This is a genomic window from Futiania mangrovi (assembly GCF_024158125.1).
GTDB classification, from domain to species: domain Bacteria; phylum Pseudomonadota; class Alphaproteobacteria; order Futianiales; family Futianiaceae; genus Futiania; species Futiania mangrovi.
The window spans coordinates 949,826-973,760 of the sequence record NZ_JAMZFT010000002.1 but is presented as its reverse complement, the minus strand read 5'-3'; the positions used below and the strand labels follow the sequence as shown (position 1 = coordinate 973,760).

The following is a 23,935-nucleotide window of genomic DNA, read 5'->3' as shown; positions in this document are numbered from 1 at the left end:
CCCGGGCAAACAGGAGTGGCCGGCGCCGCCAATGCGCGTTATCCCTTTCGGGATCGCGCGGCGCGGCAAGGGGGCCAGCGTCCCGGAACGCGGAAAGACCGGATGACGTTCGGCATCGTCACGCTTGCCATCGGCTACATGCTCGGCATCCTCGGACTTGCGATGATCGTGCCCGCCCTCGTCGATCTCGCGTGGGGCCACCCGGATTGGCATTCCTTCGCCCTGTCGGCTCTGTTCACGCTGTTCGCAGCCGGCACGCTCGTGCTCGCGTCGCGCGGATCGTCATCCAGCATGTCGCTGCGGCAGGGCTTCATCCTGACGGTCGTCTCGTGGCTCACCGCGAGCATGTTCGGCGCGCTGCCCTTCCTGTTCGCCGAATTGCGGATCGGGTTTGCCGATTCCTTCTTCGAGGCGATTTCCGGCCTCACCACGACGGGCTCGACCGTCCTGTCGGGTCTCGACACGCTGCCGCCGGGGCTGCTCGTCTGGCGGTCGATGCTGCAGTGGATCGGGGGTGTCGGCATCATCGTCATGGGCATCGTCATGCTGCCCTTCCTGCGCGTTGGCGGCATGCAGCTGTTCCGGCTGGAAAGTTCCGACCGCTCGTCCGAGAAGGTGCTGCCGCGCCCGGGCCAGCTCGCCGCCTGGATCGGCGGGATCTATGTCGTGCTCACCCTCGCCTGCAGCCTGCTCTACTTCGTGTTCGGGATGAGCGGCTTCGACGCGATCAACCACGCCATGACGACGGTCTCGACCGGCGGATACTCGACGCACGACGCCTCCCTCGGCTATTTCGGCAGCCCCGCGATCTACTGGACGGCCACGCTGTTCATGCTGCTGGGCGCGCTTCCGTTCGGCATCTACATCGTGACCGCGCGCCGCGACAGCCTCGCGCTTCTGCGGGACACGCAGGTGCAGGGCTTCCTGGGCCTCATCGCGGCCGTCTGGCTGGCGCTGACGCTGTGGCGCATCGCGTCGGGCACGGAGGACTGGTTCTCGGCGCTGACGGCGGTTGCGGTGAACACGGCCTCCGTCATCACGACGACCGGGTTCGCGACCGAGGACTACACGCTCTGGGGCAGCGCGGCGGTCGGAAGTTTCTTCATGCTGACCTTCCTGGGCGGCTGCGCGGGATCGACCAGCGGCGGCTTCAAGACCTACCGGCTGCAGATCGCCTTCGCCATGCTCGTCCAGTCCCTGCGCAGCACGCTGACGCCGCACGGCGTGTTTCCCGCGCGCTATGGCGGGCGCAAGGTAGAATCCGACGTGCGCGAATCGGTGGCAGGCTTCGCCATGCTCTATGCGCTGACCATCGCCGGGCTGGCGCTCGTTCTGTCGTTCATCGGGCTCGACTTCGACACGGCGGTTTCCGGCGCGCTGACGGCGGTGGCCAATGTCGGACCCGGCATCGGGTCGGAGATCGGCCCGGCAGGCAATTTCGCGGACCTTCCCGACGCCGCCAAGTGGGCGCTGTCGCTGGGCATGCTGCTCGGACGGCTGGAGATCGTTACCGTTCTCGTCCTGCTGACGCCGGAAAGCTGGCGGCGCTAGCGGGCCGCACGACATCGAGAAACCAAAGCCGGATGAGACCGCGATGACCGACGACCGACCGCTCCCCGAAGGCTGGCGCGCCATGAAGGTTGCAGGCCTGTGGGAGAGCCTGGGCCCCCTCCTGGCCAAGCGCGAGGGCACGGGCTGGATCTATGGCGTGCAGTCCGACAGCCGCCACGCGAACCCCCTGGGGCTCGTTCACGGCGGCACGCTCATGGCGCTGCTCGACCACACCGCCACGCTGGTGGCCTATCACCAGCTGGACCGGCAGACGGCGGTCACCGTGCAACAGGACACGCGCTTCATGGTGCCCGCCCGCGCCGGCGACTTCCTCGTGGCCGACGCCACGCTGCGGCAGCGGTCGGGGTCGCTGCTGTTCCTGGAATCGCGGATCGCGATCGACGGGCGGCTCGTCGCCGACGCCTCCATCATCATGAAGCTCATCAGGACCGGCGGTCCCGCCGCGGGCTGACAGACTCAGGCGATCTCGATGCCGCGCTCGCGCAGAACCTCCTCCGCGATCCGGAAGCTCTCGACCGCCGCGGGCAGGCCGCAATAGACCGCGGCCTGGTAGATCGCCTCCTGGATCTCCTCCGGCGTGCAGCCATTGTTGAGCGCCGCGCCGACGTGGATGCGGAACTCCGCCGTGCGGCCGAGCGCGGTCAGCATCACGAGGCACAGGAGGCTGCGCACCGGCCGCGCAAGGCCCGGGCGGGACCATGACTCGCCGAAGCAAGATTCCTCGGAAAACCGCCGAAGCGGCGCGTTGAACGAATTGGTCGAGGCATCCCGGCGTTCGAGATAACCCTCGCCAAGAACCTCGCGCATCACCTGCCGTCCGGCTTCGCGCTTGTCCATGCTCTCCCCTCCCTCGCGTCTTGGGGCGCCCCTGCGGGCGCGTCAGCCGTTCTCCTGCGGGCGCAGCATCACCTGTGCCGCGCGCTCGAACAGGCGCACGGCCTCGTTGACATCGGCCTCGGCGCCAAGCTGGTTGATCGCGGCCTGGTAATGCTCGCGGACCTGCGCGCCGAAGAACAGAGGCACGCCGGACTGCCGCGCCATCTCGGTGGCGAGCGACACATCCTTGTGCATCAGCGCGAGCGTGAACCCCTGGAACAGCTCCCCGGTCAGGATGTGGCGCGGATAAGTGTTGTCGAGCGTGTAGTTGCGCCCCGACCCCTTGCGCATCACCTCGACCGCCGTCGCGGGGGCGACCCCGTTCCCGACGGCAAGGCACATGATCTCGTGGCTGAGCAGTCGCTGGGCCGCGGACAGGAGGTTGTTCGCAAGCTTCATCACGTGCCCGCTGCCGACGTCGCCCGTGTGATAGACGTTGCAGCTGATCGCGCGCAGCACCGGCTCGACCCGCGCATAAAGGTCCGCGGGCGCCCCCGCCATGATGGCGATGGTCCCGGCCGCGGCGCCGGGCGGGCCGCCGCTGACCGGCGCGTCCATGAAGTGCGCGCCGAGGGCGTCCACCTCGGCCTGGAGCTTCCGGGTTTCGAAGGGGTCCCCGGTGGTCTGATCGACAACGATCGTGCCGGGTTTGAGGCCCTCGGCAAGCCCGCCTGCACCGAAGACCACCTCGCGCACCTGGGCGGAGGTCTGCAGGCAGGTGAGAACGAGGTCGCAGCGCTCCGCCACCTCGCGCGCGGTGGCGCAAGGGGTTGCGCCCGCAGCCGCGAGCCGGTCCATCGCGGCCTGGCTGCGGTCGTGGACGTGCAGCGGAGTGCTCAGCTGCAGCCGCTCCGCCAGCGCGCCGCCCATGTTGCCCAGTCCGATGTATCCAACCTGCATGGGCGCATTCTCCAGCGCAGCGGGCGGCCTAGAAGCCGACCTGCTCCGGCAGCCAAAGGGTGATGTCGGGGAAGAAGACCAGGAGCGCCAGGACGACAAGCTCGGCCAGCAGGAAGGGCATGACACCCCGGAACACCGTGTTCAGCGCCACCCCGGTCCGGCTGGCCGTCACGTAGACGTTGAGCCCGAGCGGCGGCGTCAGAAGCCCGATCTCCACCGTCTTGGTGATCACGATCCCGAACCAGAGCGGATCGTAGCCCAGCGCCATCATCAGCGGGAACACCAGCGGCAGCGTCAGGCCCATGATGGCGATCTGGTCGAGGAAGAACCCGAGAAACAGGATCAGTACCAGCACGACGAACAGGATCAGCGAGGGCGGCAGGCCCGACTGCTGCACCATCTCGATCACATCGGGCGTGACCCGCGTGAACACGAGATAACCGGAGAAGACGTGCGAGCAGTAGATGATCGTCACGATCATCACCGTGGTCTGCACCGACCGGCTGAACGCCTCGAACAGCTTGCTGCGGTTCATCTCGCGCTGGGTCAGCGCCAGGATCAGCGCGCCGCTCGCGCCCAGTGCCGCGGCCTCGGTCGGAGACGCGATGCCCGAGTAGATCGCCCCCATCATGCCGAAGATCAGCAGCATCACCGGCCAGATGCTGACCGAGGACCGCAGCGCCCGACGCATCTCGAAGGCTTCTGCGGGCGGGGCCATGCCTTGCCGCCGCGCGCGGATCATGATCGTCACGACGAACCCGGCTGCGGTGAGCAGGCCCGGCAGGACGCCCGCGAGGAAGAGGTTGCCGATCGAGGTCTCGGTCAGCACGCCGTAGAAGATCAGCACGATGCTCGGCGGAATGAGGATGGCGAGCGTGCCGCCCACGCTGACGACCGCGGTGGAGAGCCGGTCGTCGTACTTGAACTTCTTCATCTCCGGATAGGCGGAGGTGGCCATCGTCGCGCTCGACGCGGTGCTGGAGCCGACGAGGGCTGCAAGCAGAACCGCGGCACCCACCGTCGCGAATGCAAGGCCGCCCTTCAGGTGGCCGATCCACGCCTGACAGGCGATGACCGTCCGCCGCGTGATGTCGCCCGCGGTCAACAGTTCCGCCATCAGGATGAACAGGGGAATGGCGACCAGAATGAAGGCGGAAGTCGATTCGAACACGAGCCGTTCGAGGATCGAGATGGCGACGGTCCATCCCATCTGCTCGGTCAGCCCGATCAGGCCGGCGATCGCCATGGCGAAGGCCACGGGCATCCGCCCGAGCAGAAGCGCAAAAAGCACGAGCGTGACAAGAACGAGTGTCAACGCTTACCCCTCCCGGCAGGAAGAAGCCGGCGCACCGCGGAGGATGCGCCGGCTGTTATGGTGGATTATTGAGCGGCGACGCCCTTCAGGAACGCCTCGTAGACCGCCTTGGCGTTGGGGTTGTTCTTGCCGATGCGCTCGACCCACTCGTCGCTGACCGGCGCCAGCGTGTCCTCATAGGCCTTCAGCTGCTCCGGCGTGAACTCGATCAGGGTGATCCCCTGGGCGGCCCACTCCTTCAGAAGGCCCGCGCTCAGGTCGTCCTGCGCCTTGGCGACGTTCAGCGCCGCCTCGGTGCCGACCTCGAGCATCACCTCCTTCACGTCCGCGGGGAGCGCGTCGAAGGTCGCCTGGTTGATCACGAGGTTACAACCGAAGTTGCCGAAGGAGCCGTTCGTGGAGATGAACTTGACCACCTCCTGCAGGTTGTAGGGTGCAACCGACGGGATCGGGAACAGGACGCCGTCCACGGTGCCGCGCTCGACGGCGGTGTAGACTTCCGGCCCCGGAAGGCTAATGCCCGTCGCCCCCATCGACCGCGCCGTCAGCGCCTGGGTCGAGCCGCCCGTGCGGATCTTCAGGCCGTCCCAGTCGGAGACGTTTGCAACCGCCTTTTCACGCAGCAGGATCTGGTAGGGCGTCAGCGCGTAGGCATAGAGCGGCACCACGCCGGCACTGATGAACTCGTCGCGCAGCAGACCGTTCCTGACCATGTCGTTCAGGGGCTTGGTTGCGGCCACCGCCGAGTTGCCGAGTCCCGGAAGGCCGATGACCGAGTTGAGCGGAAGCCGGTCCGGGGAATAAAGGCTGCCGGTGAGTGCGATGTCCACGACGCCGCTGGCCGCCGCATCGAGCAGCCCGCGGGCCTTCGCCGCCTGCTCCGCCGGGAAGTGGACGAACTTCACCTTGCCGTTGGTGCGCTTCTCCACTTCCTTCATGAACCACTGCGTGCCCGCCGTGGACTGGATGTGTTGCAGCGACTGCCAGTCGCCGACCTTCAGTTCGATCTGCTGCGCAAAGGCAGAGCCGGACACGGCCCCGAACAGCAGGGCCGCCAGCGCGGCGACCGTCTTCAAGTTCCTGAACTTCATTGCAGGTCCTCCCAATGACTTGTGATCAGTGTGCTTGTTGTTGTTCTTGTTCCCGATCTCCGGACAGGGTGTCCACGATCAGACGGATCGTCAGAACCCCCGTGCCGACAGGAATACTCAGGTACGCGGCGTACATCGGCCAGTCGATCGTTCCCATGAAGATGTCGTCGCGCACCCAGGCCGCCCAGGCATACTTCCCCGACTGCCAGGTCAGCAGCGCGAAGAACAAGGCCGGCAGCGCGTGGTTCAGCCGGGCAAGCACCGCGCCGAACGGGCCAAGCCAGGACAGCGACACGAACTCGATCGCGAGATGCCCGCGCACACGCTGCACCCGCGCGAGCGACAGCGCCGCCATCGCGGGCATCAGGTACATCTCCGTGAACTCGAACTGGAACTCGATCGTCTCGTTCGCCACGAAGCGCAGGAGTGCATCCACCGTGATGAGCAGCAGCACCGCACCCAGTGCCGTGCATCCCAGCGCGTGCAGCGCGTCCTCGACGACGGCCAGACCTCGATGAAGTGCTGAGTTGTTCACGGAACCTCCCTTGCCTCCTTCACGAAGGCGGCGTCGCGGATACCGCGCGTCCGTCGATGGCGGCGCCGGATGCGACCAGCGCATCGATCTGATTGTGCGGTACCCCAAGCTGTTCGCAAAGCTCTACGGTGTGTTCGCCGAGCCGGGGGGCCTGGCGTGCGACCTCGGGCACCGTCGCACTCCAGGAGGACGGGATGCCGAAGGTCCTCAGCCGCCCCTCCGACGGGTGCTCGACCGTCTGGATGAACCCCGTCGCGGTCAGGTGCGGGTCGGAGAGCAACGTGTCCGCGGTCAGCAGCGGCGCCGCCGGAATGTCCACGTCCGCCAGCAGCTCCAGCCATTCCGCCGAGGTCCGGGCCGCAAATGTCTCGGCCAGGAAACCGTAGAGCCAGCTGATGTTCTCCACCCGGCCCTTGATCGTCGTGTAGCGCGGATCCTGCGCAAGGTCGGTCCGGCCGATGCGCTCGAAGAACCGCTGCCAGTGCCGGTCGGTGTAGACGATGACGCTGATATAGCCGTCGGACGTCCGGTATGGGCGGCGCTCGGCGTCGAGCATCCGCGGGTAGCCCGCAGGCCCGAGCGGCGGATCGAACGTCTTGCCATAGAGATGATCGGACCAGACGAACTGCACCATGTTCTCGAACATGGGCACCTCGATGGCCTGCCCCTTGCCGGTCTTTTCCCGCGCATAGAGCGCCATGCCGATCGCCGAGGCCATGGCGAGGCCGACCGAGCGGTCGACGATCGCGGTCGCCACGTAGCGCGGCTCGCCCCCCGGCGGCGCCTGCAGCCCGGGCAGGCCGACCGCGCCCTGGATCAGGTCATCGTAGGCCGGCCGGTCCGCATAGGGGCCGGTCTGGCCGAACCCGAAGGCGCCGCAATGGATGATCCGCGGATTGATCCGGCAGACATCCTCGTAGGAGAGCCCGAGTTTCGCGAGCGCCTTGGGCCGCATGTTGTGCATCAGCACGTCGGCTTCGCCGATCAGGCGCGCGAGCACGGGCCGTGCCGCCTCTGACCGCAGATCCAGCGCGATGCTGCGCTTGTTCCGGTTCAGGTGCAGGAACAGCGGCCCCATGTGCGGCGTGCGAGAGGGGCCGACATTGCGCAGCATGTCGCCTTCCGGCGGCTCCACCTTCCAGACGTCGGCGCCCATGTCGCCGAGGATCTGCGACGCCAGCGGCCCGAGAATGATCGCCGTGAAATCGAGCACGCGCACGCCGGAGAGAGGTCCTGCCATGGCCTGCCCCTACGCCCCGCCCGCGACGTTCAGGACGCCCGTGGCCTTCAGCGCGCGGGCATCCTCCACCGAATAGCCCAACTCGGCGAGGATGGCGTCCGTATCGGCGGCGAGCGGCGGCGCATTCCGGCGCACCGCGCCGCCGCGCTTGCCGTTGACCGTCACCGGAAAGGGCACGTGCGCCTCGCCCTCGCAGGTCAGCATCATGTCGCGCGCGGCCATCTGCGGGCTCTGCACGGCCTCGGCCGGCGTCAGGACATGGCTGACCGGCACGTCGTGCCCCTCGAAAAGCCCCATCCACTCCGCGGCAGGCCGGGTCAGGAACATCGCCTTGAGCAGGCGCGACAACTCGTCGCCGTGCTCGCGCCGGCCCGGCTCCTGCGCATATTTCGGGTCGCGCAGCTTCGGCTCCACGTGGCCGACCGCATCGACCAGAGCCTCCCAGAAGTGCTGCTCGACGATGCCGAAGGCCAGCGCCTTGCCGTCGGCCGTCTCGAAGATGTCGTTGGTCGGGTACATGTGGTCGCGCCTGGGGCGGTCGAGCGTCGGCCCGTAGCGCACGCAGGCGAGCGACAGCGCCGCCTCCGCCAGGCTGAGGTCGAGAGACGCCCCCTTGCCTGTCGCGTTGCGGGCGTGCAGGGCGCTGAGGATCGCGACCACCGCAAAGCTTCCGGCCGCGAGGTCCGCCACCGGAATGCCCGAACGCTTCGGCGGCTCGAGCCAGTGGCCGGGCAGCGCCAGCGCCCCGGCGGCGGCGAGATAGTTCAGGTCGTGCCCGGGCCGCAGTCGCTCAGGCCCCGTCTGGCCGTAGCCCGAGATCGAGCAATAGACGAGCCCGGGATTGATCGCGGACAGCGCCTCGTAGCCGATCCCCAGCCGGTCCGCGACGCCGGGGCGGAACCCCTCGATGGCGACGTCGGCCCATTTGGCCAGCCGCTCCACCAGACCGGCGGAGGCAGGATCCTTGAGATCGACGGCGATGCTGCGCTTGTTCCGGTTGGCCATCCGGAACATCGCCACCGGCATCTTGCGCGCGAAGTCGCCGGCCGGCGGCTCGACCTTCACGACGTCCGCCCCGAGGTCGGCCATCAGGACGGTCGCGAACGGCCCGGGCAGCAGGAGCGAGAAATCCGCAACGCGGACACCGCGCAAGGGCTGCCACGAAGACGAGGCATCACCGTCCGCCGGTTGCGTGTTCCCGTTCGCCGACACATCCCCCCCGATCCGCCGGTTTCCCCGGCATTGCACGTGCCGCGCCCCCGCGATGCGGGGGCGACAGCCGTCATTCTTGTTGCAACGCACAAAACTGCATTGCGCTGATATATCTTGATGCTACATCTCCTATCTCATATTGACAACGACAAATCCCTGCCGGGAATATGCCCGCATCGACGCTGCCGGCCCGGCGGCGGGGCTGTCCTGCGAGGAGCGTTTTCGTGAAGCTGACCGACCTCTCCACGTGGGCCGACGCGCAAGAGCATTTCTCGCCCGAACGGCTCTGGGACCTGCTCGACGGCACGCCGGAGCGGCTGAACCTCGCGCACGAGTGCGTGGACCGGCACGCCGGAGACCCCGACCGCGTCGCGCTCCGCATCGCACTCGCCGACGGCGGGGATGAGACGATCCGCTTCCGCGAACTCGCGGACGCGTCCTCCCGGTTCGCGAACCTGCTCCTGGCGCGCGGTGTCGAGAAGGGCGACCGGGTCGCCATCATGCTGGAGCCGTCGCTTGCCTTCTACGTCTGCCTGTTCGGCGCGATGAAGGCGGGCGCGATCGCGGTGCCCCTGTTCACGCTGTTCGGACCGGACGGCCTGCGCCTGCGAGTCGACGACTGCACGCCGCGCATACTCGTCACCAACCGGGAGAAGCTGGACACCGCCGCAGGCATCGCGGGGCTCGACATCCTCGTCGCCGACGACGGCCTGATGGAGGCGCTGGGGGACCACGCGCCGGAGTTCACGCCCACGACGCGGGCGAGCGACATGGCGATGTTCCAGTACACCTCCGGCACGACGCGGGAGCTGCCGGACGCCGTGCGCCACACGCACAAGGCCATCGTCACCGTGATGATCGCCGCGCTCTACGGCACGGGGATCCGTCCGGGCGACCGCTATTTCTGTCCGTCCTCGCCGGCCTGGGGGCACGGCCTGTGGCACGGCACGCTCGCGCCGCTCGCCATGGGAATCACGACGGGTGCCTATGCGGGCCGGTTCGACGCGGAACGCCTGCTGAAGGCGCTGCAGGACTACGAGATCACCAACCTGTCCGCGGCCGCCACGCACTACCGGATGATGAAGAACTCCGGCGCCGCGGAGCGCTACACCTACCAACTGGAGAAGCTCTCCTACACGGGCGAACCGATCGACCCCGAGACGCTCGACTTCATCGACCGTGTCTTCCGCAAGCCCGTCTGCAGCATCTACGGCACCACGGAGGTCGGCGTCATCCTCGTCAGCTATCCCGGCGCAGCGGACTTCCCCGTGAAGCCCGGCTCCCTCGGCAAGGCGGTTCCCGGCACGCGCGTCGAAGTGCACGACGCCGAGGACAAGCCCTGCCCGCCGGGTACCATCGGCGAGATCAAGGTCTGGCGCCGGGATGCCTGGTTTCCGACAAAGGACCTCGGCTACACCGACGAGGACGGCTATTTCTACCACGCGGGCCGGGCCGACGACGTGATCATCTCGGCCGGTTGGACGATGAGCGCTGTGGAGATCGAGAACCAGCTGCTCAAGCACCCCGACGTGCAGGAAGCCGCCGTGATCGGCGTGCCCGACGAGACGCGCGGCCAGGTTGTCAAGGCGTTCCTCGTGTCCAAACGGCCCCGCACGGACGCTTTCGTGCGCGAGCTTCAGACCTTCGTCCGCGAACGCCTGAGCCAGCACGAATATCCGCGCCTGATCGACATCGTGGCGGAACTTCCCAAGACGCCGGCGGGCAAGGTCAACCGGAAGGTGCTGCGCGACCGGGAGCGCGAGGCCGCCGAGGCCGCCCAGCGCTGAGGGCGTGTCCTAGACCCCCTTCTCCGCGACCACGTCAGCGATCAGCCGCATGAAGGCCTGCGTCTCCGGCGTCAGCTCGCGGTCGCGCACGCGCGCGAGGTAGAGCGTGCGTTGCAGCGGCGGATCGAGGGGGAGTGCGAGCAGCTTGCCCTCCTCCAGCTCGGTCCGGCAGGCCGCGCGCGGCAGGATCGAACAGACTCCGCCCTGGCAGAGCAGGATGCGCGTCAGCGACAGGCTGTCGATGTGGAAGCGGCAATTGATCGAGAAGCCGCCCGCCTCGAAATATTTCTTGATGATCTCCTTCGAGCCGTGCAGCGACGCGGGCAGGATGTGGTCGAGCGCGTGGATCCGCTCGCGCCGGGCGACGCCCTCGCCTGCAACCGGATCGCCGGGCGCGGCCATGAGGTACATGTCCTCGGCGAACAATTGCTCGAACTCCAGCTTCGTGGAGTTCGGGATCTGGATGACGATGGCGATGTCGACCTCGCCGCTTGACAGATAGGGATAGATGCTGCCGGTGCCCGCCTCGACGAGCGAGACGCTGCAGTGCGGAAAATCGCGCCGGAACCGGTTGATGATCTCCGGCATGTAGCTGTACATGAACGTCGGCGGCCCCGCGATGCTGACGTTCTCCGCGATGTTCTGCGCCGCCGCCCGGATCTCTCCCTTGGCCTGCAGCATCTTGCCGAGAATTTCCTCGGCGTGCCTGAAGACGATCTCGCCGGGCTCGGTCAGGCGCACGCCATGCCCCGTCCGTTCGAGCAGTTGCGCACCCAGGTCGGCTTCCAGTGCCTGGATCTGGCGGCTCATGGCCGACTGGGCAACGCCGAGCAACGCCTCCGCCGTCTTGAACCGGCCGGCACGTGCAACATGATAGAAATAGAACAGCCGCCGGGAATCGATCAGTCCCTGGGCGGCTGTCAGCGCCAAATCGCTTCGCTTGTCTTTTCGGGAAGCTTCCAACGGCTGGCTCCATTCACGCGGGAGCCAGTCGAGCACAAAACCCTACTGCCGTCCAACCTCGCAGGTCACCGGATGCGGGCGGCGCCGGTCAGCCCGGACAGGGGCCGTCGATCTCCTCCACGTCGAGCGCGTCAAACGCCGACTGCAGCTTCGCCAGGTCCCAGAGGTGCGCTCCGTCGGCGATCGCGGCTGCCACGGTATCCTCACGTGTCATGCGTTCGCGGGCGGCCTCGACTGCCGCCGCGGCGCCCTCCCGCGGGACGCAGATCACGCCGTCCCCGTCCGCCATGATCATGTCGCCAGGCCTGACGATGACGCCGTCGCAGGCGACGGGAACGTTCACCGCGCCGGCACCGGCCTTGCCGGGGCGGATGGGCGAGACGGCCGTCGACCAGACCGGGAACGTCATGCGCTCCAGCTCGTCGGTGTCGCGGATCGCCCCCTGCACCACGACCCCCGCCAGACCCTTCCTGAGGGCATAGCGCGCGGCCATGTCGCCCCATTGCGCGCCCGATGTCTCCGACTGGCAGACGACCACCAGCACGTCGCCCGGCTCCGCGAGATAAAGCGCGCGGTGCATCATCAGATTGTCGCCGGGTGCGCAATGGGCGGTTACCGCCGGCCCGGCGATGCGCAGGCTCCGGTTCAGCGGGCGCATCCGCGGCGACATCAGGCCCCGGCGGGCCTCCGACAGCGGCATGGCCTCGTGCACATCCGACACGGAGACGGTTTTCGCGGCCTCGCAGACGGCCGCATCGACGCGGGTCACGCGCCGGTAGACGACGGAGCTGTGCATTGGGCGTCCTTTTCGCTGGCGGGGACCGGACCCCGTCTAGTGCGGCACGCAATAGGCGGCACCGGGCAGGCGGAAGGTCGTGCGCTTCATCAGACGCGGCTGGTCGAGCCGCATGGAATCCCGGCGATGCATGGTGCAACCGTTGTCCCACATCATCACGTCGCCGGGCATGACCTTGTGCCTGTAGACCAGCGAGGGGTCGGCCCCGGCCGCGAACAGGATCGGCAGCACGCGCGCGTTCTCCTCCTCCGAGAGGCCCTGGACCTCGACGAGCGTGGTCGGATCCGCGTAGAGCGCCTTGCGCCCCGTGACCGGATGCGTCAGCACGACCGGGTGGAAGACGTCCGGCATCTTGGCCAGTTCGTCCTTCTTGTCCTTGAGTTCGGACGCATTCATGATCCCGAGGCGCTTGGCATAGCTGTACCGCCCGGTCTTGCCGTCGATCAGCGCCTTCACGTCGTCGGGCAGGAGGTCATAGGCCCCGTACTGGTCCGACCAGTAGATGTCGCCGCCGTCGCGCGGCACCTCGACCGCCTGCAGCAGCGCCCCCGTCGACGGGTTCGGCCGGAACGTCTGGTCGGAATGCCAGTCGGCATCCTCGCCGCCCGCGAAGCCGCCGACATTGCGGCCGTCGGCATAACGCAGCGTGCTGAAGTAGATGACCTTGTCGTTGTAGGGCGACAGGATGTCCCGGCGGCTGACCGTCTCGCACTCGCCGAACAGGGCCGAGAAGGCCACGAGTTCCTCCTCCGTCAGCGCCTGCCGCCGGAAGATCATCAGCGGCGAGGTCCGCCAGAAGGCCTTCAGATCCTCGATCAGGGCAGGGTTCTGCACAGCGTCGCCGATCTGGACATCGACCTGGCTTGCGAACGTCGGATGAAGCGGCTTGGTGGTCAGTGGCATGCGTTCGGCCATCCCTTCGTCTGTCGTTACGCGGCGTGTCCGAGGCGCACCCGCGTGGCGTATCCCGTGACGCGATGCGCGGCCCGGCACATCGCCGGCCGGCACCACGAACGCGAAGACTTCTTCTTCATATCGAAATATGCCGAGCCCCCCCGCGTCGATCAAACCTTTTCGGACGAGGCGCGCGCAACCCGGCCCTTCGCTGAGGGGGCGGCCAGCGCACTTTTGTCCGGACGAACGAGATGGCAGTATCGGCGCCGGTGGTGTGCAAGGGAGGAAACAACAACATGACACACGCGAGGGACACCGCCGGGATGCAAGGCCGGGCAGAACCGGCAGGCGCCATCCGCGCCGGGAGCGGCGCACGGCAATGAGCGAGAGCGCCCCCCGCACCTGGCATCCCCGCCCGCAAGACCTGACGCACTCCTGCCCGGCGCAGATGATGCGCCATACCGGACAGGCCGACTTCGACAGCTTTTACGCCTGGTCCCTGGCCGAGCCGGAGGCCTACTGGCGCCGGATGAACGACTATCTCGGGATCCGCTGGCGCAAGGACTACGACCGCCTGTGCGACCTTAGCCGCGGGAAGGAGTTTCCCTCCTGGTTCGTCGGCGGGGAGCTGAACTGGACCGATACCGTCCTCGACCGCGCCGACGATCCGGCGTTCCGCGACAAGCCCGCCATCGTCGCCGAGACCGAGGACGGACACGTCACCCGCGTCACCTATGCCGAGCTGCGCGATCTCGTGGCGCGCGTGGCGACCGGCCTCGCCGAGCAGGGCATCGTACGCGGCGACCGCGTCGGCCTGCTGATGGAGAACGGGGTCGAAGCGTCGGCAGCCGTGATGGCGCTCGCCTATATCGGCGCCATCGTCGTGCCGTTGTTCAGCGGTTTCGGGGCCGAGCCGATCCTGTCGCGGCTGGAGGCGTGCAAGGCCAGGGGGCTGATCGCCACCACCGGCTTCCTGCGCCGGGGCGCTTATGTGGACGCGATGCCGACGGTGCGGGAGGTGTGCAGCCGCCTGCCGACGCTGGAGCGGCTGATCCTCAAGGTCTCGCCGCATCACCCCGCGGACGACCCGCTGCCCGCGGACGCCGTCGCGTGGACGGAAGTCACCGCCCCCGAAGGCCCGCGCGTCGCGCCGCTGACGATGAGCGCCAACGATCCCTTCATGGTGATCTTCACCTCGGGCACGACCGGCAAGCCGAAGGGGCCGGTGCACACGCACGGCGGCTTTCCCATCCGCATCGCGCACGACGCGGCGCTGAATTTCAATGTGAAGGCGGAGAGCGTGTTCTGCTGGCCCGCCGACATGGGCTGGATCGCGGGCACGCTGGTCATGTGCTCCGCGCTGATGCGGGGCGCGACGCTCGTGTGCTACGACGGCGCCCCGGACTTCCCCGACTGGTCGCGCATGGGCCGGCTGGTGGAGACCTACCGCGTCACGCACTTCGGCTCGGCGCCCACGCTCATCCGCGGGTTTGCCGCGCATGCGGAGACGGCGACCGCGCCTGATCTTTCCTCCATCGAGCTTCTGATCACAGCGGGCGAAGGCATCGCGCCGGAGCATTTCCTCTGGTTCCAGACCCATTTTGGGCGCGGCGAGGTGCCGCTCATCAACTACACCGGGGGCACTGAGGTATCGGGCGCGCTGCTCGGCAGCGTGGTCGTCAAGCCCATCGTGCCGGCAGGCTTCAACGCGCGCGGCGGGGCGGTGGCGGTCGACGTGGTCGACCTCGACGGCAAACCCGTCACCCTTCAGACGGGCGAACTTGTCGTCCGCGAACCCTTCGTCGGCATGACCGCCTCCTTCTGGGAGGACGACGCGCGCTATCTCGAAACCTACTGGAGCGCCATCCCCGGCCTGTGGGTCCATGGCGACCTCGCCATGCGCGACGCGACCGGGCAGTACTTCATGCTCGGCCGCTCCGACGACACGATCAAGGTCGCGGGCAAGCGGGTCGGCCCGGCGGAGGTCGAGGCCATCCTCGTCGAGCTTGCAGGTGTCGAGGAGGCGGCTGTGATCGGCGTGCCCGACCCGCTGAAGGGGCAGGCCATCGTCGCCTTCCTGACCGGCAGCAGGCTGCGGGAGACGCGGGAGTTCCTGGCAGAGGTGCGCAAGCGCGTGCAGGACCGGCTCGGCAAGCCGTTCGCCCCGCGCGAGGTCTACCTCGTGCAACAGCTGCCCAAGACGCGCAGTTCGAAGATCATGCGCCGCGTCATCCGCGGCATCTATACGGACGCGCCGCAGGGCGACCTCACGGCGCTCGTCAATCCGGACGCGATCGGGGAGATCGCCCGCATCGTCGGATCACGATAGAAGGGGGAGAGAAAGATGGATCTGCAGCTTCGCGGCAAGAAGGTCGTCATAACCGGCGCGTCGCAGGGCATCGGGGAAGGCCTTGCGGACGTGTTCGCGGAGGAGGGCTGCAACCTGCATCTCGTCGCCCGCTCCGCCGGGAACCTCGAGAAGGTCGCCGACCGCCTGCGCGCCGCGCACGGCGTCGAGGTGACGGTCCAGCAACAGGACCTGACCGTGCCCGAGGCGGCAGCAGCCGTACTGGCCGAGGCCGGGGACGCCGACATCCTCATCAACAACGCGGGCGCCATTCCGGGTGGCGACCTCTGGCAGGTCGACGGCGAGGCGTGGCGTGCGGGCTGGGACGCGAAGGTCTTCGGCTACATCGACCTGTGCCGCGCCTTCTACGCGAAGATGAAGGAGCGCGGCGGCGGCGTCATCCTCAACAACATCGGCAATGGCGGGGAAAACTTCGATTTCCGCTACATCTGCGGCACGACCGGCAATGCCGCGCTGATGGCCTTCACGCGCGCACTGGGCGGCCCGAGCCTGAAGGACGGCATCCGCGTCGTCGGCGTGAACCCCGGCCCGGTCGAGACGAGCCGCATCGTCAACCTGCAGAAGAAGCGCGCGAAGGACCAGTGGGGCGACGAGAGCCGCTACCGGGAACTGCTCGCGGCCTATCCGCTCGGCCGGCCCGCCAAGGTGCGCGAGGTGGCGGACCTGTTCGCCTTCCTCGCATCCCCCCGGTCGGCCTACACCACGGGGACGATCATCACGATCGACGGCGGCATCACGTCGACGCGGTCGGTCTGAAGGCCGGCCCGGCGGCGAGCGGCGCCGGCTACAGGTGCCCCTCGCCGAATTCGGTCACGGATATGCCGAGCTGGGAGAGCGCCTCCTCCAGGTAGTCCGACAGCTGCGGCGTGCCGATCAGGTAGCCCGGGATGTGCTTGTCCGTCGTGTCGGCGGCCTGGACGCGCGCCTCCGCGAAGCTGTCCGTGTCGCCCCGCCCGAACCACATCAGCGCCAGGAGATCGAGCTGGGCGTCCACGTTCAGGTCGTCCAGCGCCGTCTGCAACTCCTGCAGCGTCGGATCGTCGGCATAGTCCTCGAGGATCGACACGCTGTTGTCGTCGGACGGGTTGGAGCCCTCGTCCATCTCGCCGGGCGCGACCTTCTCGTCGAACTCCCGCGCCTTCATGATGATGTAGAAGAGACGCTCGCCTGAAATCGACAGGTCTGGGGCTTCTTCATCCATGGCATCCACCGCTTGCTTTGCTGCAGCAATCCGCAATCCGCACTGCGCCTATCCAGTACCGGAGCGCGGCATGAGCCGCCTTGACGCGGATCAATGGGCCGCATTGCCCTAGTTCGTCTTGCTCTCTTCCAGCAGGCGGCGCACCTGCTCGGCGGGTACGCCCAGGTTCGATCCGCCATATTCGGGCAGGATCGCCGTATTGACTGCGACGACGCGCCCGTCGAGGTCGAGGACCGGACCGCCGGAGCCGCCATAGGTCGTCTCGGCATCGTAGACGACTGCCTCTCCCGAGGCCCTGCCGACGATGCCGCGGCTTGCCAGCGGCATGATGCGGCCGGTCTCGGCGAGGCGCGCGGCAACCGACCAGAAGTCGAGCGGCCCCGCCTCCTCCAGCGCCGCGATGAAGGCCTCGCCCGCCTGCGCGAGCATCGTGCGCATGCCCGTGGGATAGCCCATGACGATGACCTCGTCGCCCGCCCGCGGCGGCGCATCGGCGAGTTGCAGGCCTGGCGGCAGCCCCTCGCCCGCGTCGAGGCGCAGCACCGCAAGGTCGGCCTCGGCGCTGGCCCGGAGCAGTGCCACGGGGCTGGCCTCGGGGCGGCCGGGGAGATAGGCGATGAAGCGCCTCAGCACCGGCTCAAGCCCCTGCGTTCCGAGGGCGGCGACGTTCACGTCCTCCTCCCACGGCTCCCCGACGTGCCCGCTGGTCACGACGAGCCCCTCATCCCCCACGGCGAAGCCGGTGCCGAGAAATTGCCTCTCAGCGACCGGACCGTCGCCATCGAGCGACAGCAGCGGAAAGCCGCCCGGCAGAAGGGCGGGCTTGCCCCCCGGGCCCAGCACGTGCCGCAGCATCCGCCCGGTCTCCCGATCCCGGAAGCCGTAGCCGCCCTGCAGGAAGACGATCGAGGGGCTTGCCCGCGCGATCACGCGGCCCACGGCGGTCGTACGGCGCTCCAGTTCGGCGACCCGTTCCGTGGTGAGTTCCATGCGGCGCGCAAGCGTCTCCCGCAGCCTGTCGAGGTCGGCGGGCGTCGGCGCCTCCTCGCTCGTTCGGGCGAGCAGGCGGGACACCGCCTCGACCTGCGCCTGGCCGCTCTCGATCTGTTGGCGCAGCAGCGTGTTGATACGGCTCTGCTGCCAGGCGACGAAGGCAAGGGCGGCAAGCGCGATCACGACGCCTATGCGAAACGCCCACGTCGTCTCCCGCGCGAGGCGGCGCTGCACCTGCCCCGCTGCGCTCAGGACGCGGCGGGAAACGGGCTTCCGGCTGGACCGGAGATAGGCAGCGGCATCACTCAGCACCGTGCCGACGCCGGGCCTGAGCACCTGCCCGTCGTGGCAGAGATAGATCCGCGACATGGGTCCGGTTTCCCCGAACTCGATCATGTCCAGGTGACGCAGCCGGCGCGTCTCCACCGCCGCGCCATTGACCCACAGGGGCTGCCCGTCGAAGGCGGAAACCTCGTAGCTGCCGTCGTACCGGCGCAATCGGGCGACGGGGGTTTGCCCTGGCTCGGCAGCGCCGGACGCAGCGACGCGCACCCGCCCGGTGCCGGTGAGGAACACGATCAGGTCCGGCTGCCCCACCCATGTCACGGTGCCGCGCGACGGACCGGTCAGATGCTCGAACGCCGCGACGGGAAGCGGCGCGTCGGCCTGCGGTTCATGGTCTGGCGTCTGCGGCTGCATGACCTCCCCGCCCATCACTGCCGGGCTGCACGCCACACTGCCCGCTGCAAGGCCCTGCCCGGGCCTCGTCGCCTTCAACAGTGCGCGAACGGGCCGGGCCGCACAACCGTCCGGGTGCACCGGGGGGGCCGGATCGCGAAGGGCAGACGTGCGGTGCCGGCATTGTACCGCGTTCAGGCTTTCTGTATTCTGCAACTAATTCTACATAAGAAATGGAGAGGTGGCGCCATGACCGCCAGCGCAGCACGCACCCTGAAGCCGGTCGATGCAACCGCTCATCCGGCCCCCCCGACCGGCGCCGAGGCGGTGCCGGACGCCTATGGGCTGAACCTCTTCCGCGCGGACCCGTGGATGGCGCCGCTGCTCGGCCTCTACATGCCCGCCGATCTCAAGGCGCACATGGAGCCGCACCTCGACCGGCTGGGCGCGCTTGCGGGCGGCCGCCTCGACACGCTCGCCGGCACGGCAGACCGGAATCCGCCCGTGCTGCGCACCCGCACGCGCCGGGGCGAGGACGTGAACCAGATCGACTACCACCCCGCCTACCGGGAGATGGAGCAGCTTGCCTTCGGCGACTTCGGCCTTGCCGCCATGTCGCATCGCGGCGGCGTGCTCGACTGGCCCGAGAAGATGCCGCCGGTGGCGAAATACGCGGTCACCTTCCTCTTCGTGCAGGCGGAGTTCGGCCTGCTCTGCCCGGTCAACATGACCGACAGCCTGACGCGCACGCTGCGCAAGTTCGGGTCGGAGGACCTCGTCGCCCGCTACCTCCCGGCGCTGACGAGCCAGGATCTCGACGCGCTGTCCCAGGGCGCGATGTTCATGACCGAACAGGGCGCGGGCTCGGACGTCGGCGCGACCGCAGTGATGGCGGAGCCTGCGGGCGACGGCACCTGGCGGCTCTCGGGCGACAAGTGGTTCTGCTCCAACGCCGATGCTGGCCTTGCGATGGTGCTGGCGCGGCTGAAGGACGGCCCGGCGGGGATCAAGGGCGTCGGCCTGTTCCTGCTGCCGAAGACGCTGCCGGACGGAAGCGCGAACGCCTACCGGATCGTGCGGCTGAAGGACAAGCTCGGCACCCGCTCGATGGCGAGCGGGGAGATAAGGCTGGAGGGCGCGACCGCCTTCCTCGTCGGGGATCCGGGCGCGGGCTTCCGGCAGATGGCCGACATGGTCAATTCCTCGCGCCTGTCGAACGGCGTGCGGGCTGCGGGCATGATGCGCCGCGCCTTCAGCGAATCCATGTACATCGCGCGCAACCGCGTGGCCTTCGGCCGGCACCTGATCGACATGCCGCTGATGCGCCGCCAGCTTGCCAAGATGCTGATGCGGGCGGAGCAGGCGCGCGCCATGATGCTGCAGACGGCCGACACGCTGCGCCGGTCGGACGCGGGCGAGGACGGGGCCTATGCGCTGCTGCGCATCCTGACGCCGCTCATCAAGTACCGGGCCTGCCGCGACGCGCGCGTCGTCACTGGCGACGCGATGGAGGTGCGCGGCGGCTGCGGCTACATCGAGGAGTTCTCCGACGCCCGCCTGGTGCGCGACGCGCACCTCGGCTCGATCTGGGAGGGGACGAGCAATGTCGTCGCCCTCGACGTGATCCGCGCGATCCGGCGGGAGGGCTCGCTGGAGGCTCTGGAGGCACACCTCGCCCGGCTGATCGCCGAGGACGGCAATCCCCTGCCGGGGCTGGAGAACGCGATCGGCCGCGCCGTGGCACTCGCCCGCCACGTGGCGGAGGCGGACGACGTGGCGCTGACCCGGCAGGCGGCGGCGGGCCTCTACCATGTCGCATCCGCTGCCATGCTGGCGTGGGAAAGCGCACGGCTCGGCGACCCGCACCGCCGGACGCTGGCGGAGATGGTGCTGCGCCACCGGGTGCGGACGCGCGATCCGCTCGCCGCGGACGATCCGGACGCGGACGCGCTGCCCGGCCTGCTGGACGCAGCCTCGGCGGCCTGAGCGCCGCCGGGCCGCCCTGCCGCAACCGCATTGGACAGGGCACGGGCTTCCTTGGCACACTCAGGCCCCTGAAGGCGCGCAAGACGCCAGACTGAGGGGCCGAGGGCCAGGGAGGACGACCATGACAGGACGCACCGCACGCGGCATCCCGGCCCTGAGCGAGGAGGAGATCGTCGGCCTCCTGCGCGACGACATGCTCATCTGCATCAACGGCGGCACGGGGCTTCCGAACCGCTTCCTCCAGATCCTGGCGAAGAACGCACACAGGTTCCGCGGGATCCGCCTCGCCCACCCGATGCGGCAGGAGCAGTTCCCGGTCGAGCCGGAGATCATGGGGCCGGAGTTCGCGGAGAACATCTACCACATCTCCGACTTCTCCTACGACCGGCCGGTGATCGACGCGATCCGCGACGGGCGCGCGAGCTACCGTCCGCTGCACCCGCATCACGCGGGCGCCGACTTCCCCTATGACATCGACCTTCTGGTCAGCGCGACGGCACCCATGGACCGGCACGGTTTCTTCGGCCTTGGCGCGTTCGGCGGCTGGATCGTGGACTTCCTGCCCAAGGCCAGGCGCGTGCTGTTCGAGACGAGCCCGCACCAGCCGCGCACCCACGGTACCTGCTATCTCCCTGCGGGCCGGGTCGACTTCGTGCTCGAAACCGACGACCCGGTGAAGACCATCTCCATGTCGGGCGAGGCGCCGACGCCGGACGAGGCCGCCATGGCCCGCCACATCGCAAGCCTGGTGGAAGACGGCGCGACGCTGCAGGTCGGCGTGGGCAAGGTGCCTGACGCCGTCGTCCGGCAACTGGCGAAGGGCGGGCAGAAGGACCTCGGCGTCCATTCCGAGGCGCTGTTCGACTGGGCCGTCGACCTGTGGGAGGCGGGCGTCATCACCAATGCACGCAAGACGCTGCATCCGGGCAAGATGATCTCCGCCGTCGCCATCGGGTCGAAGCGGCTCTACGACTTCGTGGACGACAACCCGGCAGTGGAATTCCACCCCATTTCCTACACCAACGACCCGGCGGTGATCGCGCGGAACCACCGGCAGGTGTCGATCAACGCGACGATCCAGATGGACCTGTTCGGCCAGTGCGCGTCGGAGACGGTCGGCCCGCAGCATTACAGCGGCGTGGGCGGCCAATGGGCCTTCCATTACGGCGCGTCGGTCGCGCCGGGCGGGATCGGCGTCATCATGCTGCCATCGACGGGCAAGGGCGGCACGGTCTCCCGCATCCAGCCCGTTCTGCCCACGGGCTCCGTCGTCAGCATCACGCGCAACGACATCCATTACGTCTGCACCGAGCAGGGCATCACCTGCCTGCGCGGCCTGACCATGGCGGACCGGGCGCTGCGGATCATCGGCCTCGCCCATCCCGACTTCCGCGAGGACCTGATGCGCGCCGCGCGCGACGAGTTGCGGCTGATCCCGCGCACGCTCCACCCCGCGGGGGCCGCGCCCGCCCAGGCTTGATCGCGGTCAAGGCGGTTGGCAGCCGGCGTGGTCATGCTTACGTCTCCAGGCAAGGCAGAACGCCACAGCGGGCGGGCATGGGCGCACGGACCGTGCCCCCGCCCCCGACCGAAGGGAGCGAGACCCATGGAAGCAGCCAAGATCGCCGCCTATGCGCGGGAACTGTTCGACGCCCACGGCGCCAAGGCCGAGGCCGAGGCCGCGCAGAAGGCGCAGGCCGCAGAGACCGCAGGCAACGCCGCCACCGCGAAAAGCTGGCGGATGGTGCAAAAGGCCATCAGCGAGATGCGCGGCGCGCACGAAAGCTGAGACAGGCGCCCAGGTGCGTCAGACGGCTTGCGGCTCCGCTTCCAGCGGGGCCGTGAAGCCGCGGATCGGCGGCAGGCCGTTCGAGGTGGCCCGCGTCTTTCCTGCGGTGTCCTTGGTCCGGAAGCCAGGGTAGCCCTGTGCTGCGACATCCTCGCAGATGGCGCGGTAGCGCGGCAGGCCGCCCGCGTAGGGAATGAACACGCGCGGCTTGCCCGGAATGTTCGCGCCCAGGTACCAGGAGTGCGGCACCGTCGGCAGCAGCGTCGCGTTCGCCGCGTCGTTGACGTGCCGCCCCCAGGCTTCCGCCGCGTCCTCGTCCGCCTCCATCGCCGCGATGGCGTTTTCGCGCATCCACGCGATGCAGCCGGCGATCCATTCCACGTGCTGCTCGATGGCGACGGGCATGTTGGTCAGCACCGACGGGCTGCCGGGACCGGTGATCGTGAAGAGGTTCGGGAAGCCCGGCACCTGCAGGCCGAGGAAACTGCGCGGCCCCGCCTGCCAGGCCTCGGCCAGCGTCAGGCCGCCAGCGCCCGTGATGTTCAGCTTGAGAAGCGGCCCGGTGATCGCGTCGAAGCCCGTCGCGAACACGATCACGTCGAGGTCGTAGGTCGCCTCCGTCGTGCGGATGCCGGTCGCGGTGATCTCGACGATGGGTGTTGCACGCAGATCGACAAGGTCGACGTCCGCGCGGTTGAACGTCTCGAAATAATGGGTGTCGATCGGCGGGCGCTTGGCGCCGTAGGGATGGTCGATGTTCGCGAGGATATTGGCCTTGCGCGGGTCCGTCACCGTCTCGCGGATCTTCGCCTTGATGAAGTCTGACGCGGTCGCGTTCGCCTCGCGGTCGACGCCCAGGTCCTTGAACACGGCGCGGAACTGCAGCCCGCCCTTCGCCCATGCCTCCTCGTAGATCTTCCGGCGCTCTTCCTCCGTCACGTCGGCCACCTTGCGGTCGGCCAGGCGGAAGGGATGGCCGTTGGGCGTCGAGCGCAGCAGATCGCGGTAGTGCGGGATGTTCTCGCGGAACGCCTGCGTGAAGTCCTCGTCCAGCGGCCGGTTGCGGGCCGGGACGCTGTAGTTTGCCGTGCGCTGGAAGACCGTCAGGTGCGCCGCCGTCTCCGCGATGGCCGGTGCGGTCTGGATGCCGGTGGAGCCCGTGCCGATCTGCCCGACGCGCTTGCCCGTGAAGTCGACGCCGCCTTCGGGCCAGTCGGAGGTGTGGTACCATGCACCCTCGAACCGCTCCAGCCCCGGAATGTCCGGGATATTGGCCGCGGAAAGGCAGCCCACCGCGGCGATCAGCCATGTCGTGCTGAGCGTTTCGCCCGTGTCCGTCTCCACGTGCCAGAGATTGGCTTCCGTGTCGTAGCGCGCACCGGTGACGCGCGTGTCGAAGCGGATGTCGCGGCGCAGGTCGAGCCTGTCAGCCGCGAAGTTCAGATAGCGCAGGATCTCCGGCTGGGCCGGATAGCGCTCCGACCACTCCCACTCCTCCAGCAGGGCGTCGGAGAAATAATAGCAATAGGCATGGCTTTCGGTGTCGCAGCGCGCGCCCGGATAGCGGTTCCAGTACCAGGTGCCGCCGACGCCGCTGCCGGCCTCGATCACCTGCGCGCGAAGGCCCAGCCGGTCGCGCAGCGCGTGAAGCTGATACATGCCGGCGAACCCCGCGCCGACGATCAGCGCGTCGAAATCCGCGTCCCTGCGTGCCATGCGGCGGCCTTCCTTCTTGCTCT

Annotated in this window: 21 protein-coding genes; 8 read left to right on the top strand and 13 right to left on the bottom strand. The window is 68.5% G+C overall.

Features of this window, described 5'->3' with window-relative positions:
* Window positions 1-102 precede the first annotated feature (102 nt).
* Together NJQ99_RS11515 and NJQ99_RS11510 are read left to right on the top strand one after the other, a co-directional pair.
* Window positions 103-1,551 carry a TrkH family potassium uptake protein gene (locus NJQ99_RS11515; protein ID WP_269332977.1) on the top strand — a complete coding sequence of 483 codons (1,449 nt, stop codon included), beginning with the start codon at window positions 103-105 and terminating at the stop codon, window positions 1,549-1,551.
* Between the two features lie 43 nt (window positions 1,552-1,594).
* On the top strand, window positions 1,595-2,023 hold the full coding sequence (locus tag NJQ99_RS11510) for a PaaI family thioesterase (protein ID WP_269332976.1): 429 nt from the start codon (window positions 1,595-1,597) through the stop codon (window positions 2,021-2,023).
* 5 nt (window positions 2,024-2,028) lie between these two features.
* Here the strand turns inward: NJQ99_RS11510 and NJQ99_RS11505 are convergent, their stop codons facing one another.
* From NJQ99_RS11505 to NJQ99_RS11475, 7 genes are all read right to left on the bottom strand, one after another.
* Complete coding sequence (locus NJQ99_RS11505) at window positions 2,029-2,409, bottom strand: carboxymuconolactone decarboxylase family protein (RefSeq protein WP_269332975.1); 381 nt, start codon at window positions 2,407-2,409, stop codon at window positions 2,029-2,031.
* A gap of 42 nt (window positions 2,410-2,451) precedes the next feature.
* Window positions 2,452-3,348, bottom strand: coding sequence for an NAD(P)-dependent oxidoreductase (locus NJQ99_RS11500; protein ID WP_269332974.1), 897 nt, complete (start codon window positions 3,346-3,348; stop codon window positions 2,452-2,454).
* A gap of 28 nt (window positions 3,349-3,376) precedes the next feature.
* On the bottom strand, window positions 3,377-4,663 hold the full coding sequence (locus tag NJQ99_RS11495) for a TRAP transporter large permease (protein ID WP_269332973.1): 1,287 nt from the start codon (window positions 4,661-4,663) through the stop codon (window positions 3,377-3,379).
* 65 nt (window positions 4,664-4,728) lie between these two features.
* Window positions 4,729-5,754 carry a TRAP transporter substrate-binding protein gene (locus NJQ99_RS11490; protein WP_269332972.1) on the bottom strand — a complete coding sequence of 342 codons (1,026 nt, stop codon included), beginning with the start codon at window positions 5,752-5,754 and terminating at the stop codon, window positions 4,729-4,731.
* A 25-nt stretch (window positions 5,755-5,779) separates the two neighbouring features.
* Window positions 5,780-6,289: a TRAP transporter small permease gene (locus NJQ99_RS11485; protein WP_269332971.1), complete on the bottom strand. Its 510-nt coding sequence runs from the start codon at window positions 6,287-6,289 to the stop codon at window positions 5,780-5,782.
* A gap of 19 nt (window positions 6,290-6,308) precedes the next feature.
* The gene (locus tag NJQ99_RS11480) at window positions 6,309-7,529 is read right to left on the bottom strand and encodes a CaiB/BaiF CoA transferase family protein (RefSeq protein WP_269332970.1); all 1,221 of its coding nucleotides are present in this window, start codon (window positions 7,527-7,529) and stop codon (window positions 6,309-6,311) included.
* 9 nt (window positions 7,530-7,538) lie between these two features.
* A complete protein-coding gene (locus NJQ99_RS11475) occupies window positions 7,539-8,681 on the bottom strand; it encodes a CaiB/BaiF CoA transferase family protein (RefSeq protein WP_269332969.1) in 1,143 nt (380 codons plus the stop codon).
* A 284-nt stretch (window positions 8,682-8,965) separates the two neighbouring features.
* Between NJQ99_RS11475 and NJQ99_RS11470 the strand changes: the two genes are divergently transcribed.
* Window positions 8,966-10,528 carry an acyl-CoA synthetase gene (locus NJQ99_RS11470; RefSeq protein WP_269332968.1) on the top strand — a complete coding sequence of 521 codons (1,563 nt, stop codon included), beginning with the start codon at window positions 8,966-8,968 and terminating at the stop codon, window positions 10,526-10,528.
* 9 nt (window positions 10,529-10,537) lie between these two features.
* On the opposite strand, the gene NJQ99_RS11465 is transcribed toward NJQ99_RS11470, so the two are convergent.
* The 3 genes from NJQ99_RS11465 to NJQ99_RS11455 all read right to left on the bottom strand — a co-directional run bounded on the left by NJQ99_RS11465 (window position 10,538) and on the right by NJQ99_RS11455 (window position 13,190).
* A complete protein-coding gene (locus NJQ99_RS11465) occupies window positions 10,538-11,458 on the bottom strand; it encodes a LysR family transcriptional regulator (protein ID WP_269332967.1) in 921 nt (306 codons plus the stop codon).
* Between the two features lie 121 nt (window positions 11,459-11,579).
* The gene (locus tag NJQ99_RS11460; protein ID WP_269332966.1) at window positions 11,580-12,287 is read right to left on the bottom strand and encodes a 4-carboxy-4-hydroxy-2-oxoadipate aldolase/oxaloacetate decarboxylase; all 708 of its coding nucleotides are present in this window, start codon (window positions 12,285-12,287) and stop codon (window positions 11,580-11,582) included.
* Window positions 12,288-12,323: 36 nt separating this feature from the next.
* Window positions 12,324-13,190 (bottom strand): TauD/TfdA dioxygenase family protein, encoded by an 867-nt coding sequence (locus NJQ99_RS11455; RefSeq protein ID WP_269332965.1) that lies wholly within the window; start codon window positions 13,188-13,190, stop codon window positions 12,324-12,326.
* A 370-nt stretch (window positions 13,191-13,560) separates the two neighbouring features.
* On the opposite strand from NJQ99_RS11455, the gene NJQ99_RS11450 reads away from it, so the two are divergent.
* Complete coding sequence (locus tag NJQ99_RS11450; RefSeq protein WP_269332964.1) at window positions 13,561-15,510, top strand: AMP-binding protein; 1,950 nt, start codon at window positions 13,561-13,563, stop codon at window positions 15,508-15,510.
* Between the two features lie 15 nt (window positions 15,511-15,525).
* The gene (locus tag NJQ99_RS11445; RefSeq protein ID WP_269332963.1) at window positions 15,526-16,305 is read left to right on the top strand and encodes an SDR family oxidoreductase; all 780 of its coding nucleotides are present in this window, start codon (window positions 15,526-15,528) and stop codon (window positions 16,303-16,305) included.
* 28 nt (window positions 16,306-16,333) lie between these two features.
* On the opposite strand, the gene NJQ99_RS11440 is transcribed toward NJQ99_RS11445, so the two are convergent.
* Both NJQ99_RS11440 and NJQ99_RS11435 read right to left on the bottom strand, forming a co-directional pair.
* Window positions 16,334-16,750, bottom strand: a complete 417-nt coding sequence (locus NJQ99_RS11440; RefSeq protein ID WP_269332962.1) for a DUF3775 domain-containing protein — start codon at window positions 16,748-16,750, stop codon at window positions 16,334-16,336.
* Between the two features lie 108 nt (window positions 16,751-16,858).
* On the bottom strand, window positions 16,859-18,442 hold the full coding sequence (locus NJQ99_RS11435) for a S1 family peptidase (protein ID WP_269332961.1): 1,584 nt from the start codon (window positions 18,440-18,442) through the stop codon (window positions 16,859-16,861).
* A 228-nt stretch (window positions 18,443-18,670) separates the two neighbouring features.
* On the opposite strand from NJQ99_RS11435, the gene NJQ99_RS11430 reads away from it, so the two are divergent.
* The 3 genes from NJQ99_RS11430 (at window position 18,671) to NJQ99_RS11420 (ending at window position 22,196) form a co-directional block, all read left to right on the top strand.
* Window positions 18,671-20,407 carry an acyl-CoA dehydrogenase family protein gene (locus NJQ99_RS11430; RefSeq protein ID WP_269332960.1) on the top strand — a complete coding sequence of 579 codons (1,737 nt, stop codon included), beginning with the start codon at window positions 18,671-18,673 and terminating at the stop codon, window positions 20,405-20,407.
* A gap of 121 nt (window positions 20,408-20,528) precedes the next feature.
* A complete protein-coding gene (locus NJQ99_RS11425; protein WP_269332959.1) occupies window positions 20,529-21,887 on the top strand; it encodes an acetyl-CoA hydrolase/transferase family protein in 1,359 nt (452 codons plus the stop codon).
* Between the two features lie 126 nt (window positions 21,888-22,013).
* Entirely contained in the window at window positions 22,014-22,196 is a 183-nt protein-coding gene (locus tag NJQ99_RS11420) for a hypothetical protein (RefSeq protein WP_269332958.1), read from the top strand.
* An 18-nt stretch (window positions 22,197-22,214) separates the two neighbouring features.
* On the opposite strand, the gene NJQ99_RS11415 is transcribed toward NJQ99_RS11420, so the two are convergent.
* Complete coding sequence (locus NJQ99_RS11415; protein WP_269332957.1) at window positions 22,215-23,912, bottom strand: flavin-containing monooxygenase; 1,698 nt, start codon at window positions 23,910-23,912, stop codon at window positions 22,215-22,217.
* Window positions 23,913-23,935: the final 23 nt, after the last annotated feature.

Excerpts from the sequence above, each read along its gene's own strand:
- NJQ99_RS11420 (WP_269332958.1), top strand. The coding sequence starts at position 22,014 with ATGGAAGCAGCCAAGATCGCCGCCTATGCGCGGGAACTGTTCGACGCC.
- NJQ99_RS11455 (WP_269332965.1), bottom strand. The coding sequence starts at position 13,190 with ATGCCACTGACCACCAAGCCGCTTCATCCGACGTTCGCAAGCCAGGTC.
- NJQ99_RS11450 (WP_269332964.1), top strand. The coding sequence starts at position 13,561 with ATGAGCGAGAGCGCCCCCCGCACCTGGCATCCCCGCCCGCAAGACCTG.
- NJQ99_RS11415 (WP_269332957.1), bottom strand. The coding sequence starts at position 23,912 with ATGGCACGCAGGGACGCGGATTTCGACGCGCTGATCGTCGGCGCGGGG.
- NJQ99_RS11515 (WP_269332977.1), top strand. The coding sequence starts at position 103 with ATGACGTTCGGCATCGTCACGCTTGCCATCGGCTACATGCTCGGCATC.
- NJQ99_RS11440 (WP_269332962.1), bottom strand. The coding sequence starts at position 16,750 with ATGGATGAAGAAGCCCCAGACCTGTCGATTTCAGGCGAGCGTCTCTTC.
- NJQ99_RS11505 (WP_269332975.1), bottom strand. The coding sequence starts at position 2,409 with ATGGACAAGCGCGAAGCCGGACGGCAGGTGATGCGCGAGGTTCTTGGC.
- NJQ99_RS11460 (WP_269332966.1), bottom strand. The coding sequence starts at position 12,287 with ATGCACAGCTCCGTCGTCTACCGGCGCGTGACCCGCGTCGATGCGGCC.
- NJQ99_RS11425 (WP_269332959.1), top strand. The coding sequence starts at position 20,529 with ATGACAGGACGCACCGCACGCGGCATCCCGGCCCTGAGCGAGGAGGAG.
- NJQ99_RS11435 (WP_269332961.1), bottom strand. The coding sequence starts at position 18,442 with ATGCAGCCGCAGACGCCAGACCATGAACCGCAGGCCGACGCGCCGCTT.
- NJQ99_RS11510 (WP_269332976.1), top strand. The coding sequence starts at position 1,595 with ATGACCGACGACCGACCGCTCCCCGAAGGCTGGCGCGCCATGAAGGTT.
- NJQ99_RS11480 (WP_269332970.1), bottom strand. The coding sequence starts at position 7,529 with ATGGCAGGACCTCTCTCCGGCGTGCGCGTGCTCGATTTCACGGCGATC.
- NJQ99_RS11445 (WP_269332963.1), top strand. The coding sequence starts at position 15,526 with ATGGATCTGCAGCTTCGCGGCAAGAAGGTCGTCATAACCGGCGCGTCG.
- NJQ99_RS11490 (WP_269332972.1), bottom strand. The coding sequence starts at position 5,754 with ATGAAGTTCAGGAACTTGAAGACGGTCGCCGCGCTGGCGGCCCTGCTG.
- NJQ99_RS11430 (WP_269332960.1), top strand. The coding sequence starts at position 18,671 with ATGACCGCCAGCGCAGCACGCACCCTGAAGCCGGTCGATGCAACCGCT.
- NJQ99_RS11500 (WP_269332974.1), bottom strand. The coding sequence starts at position 3,348 with ATGCAGGTTGGATACATCGGACTGGGCAACATGGGCGGCGCGCTGGCG.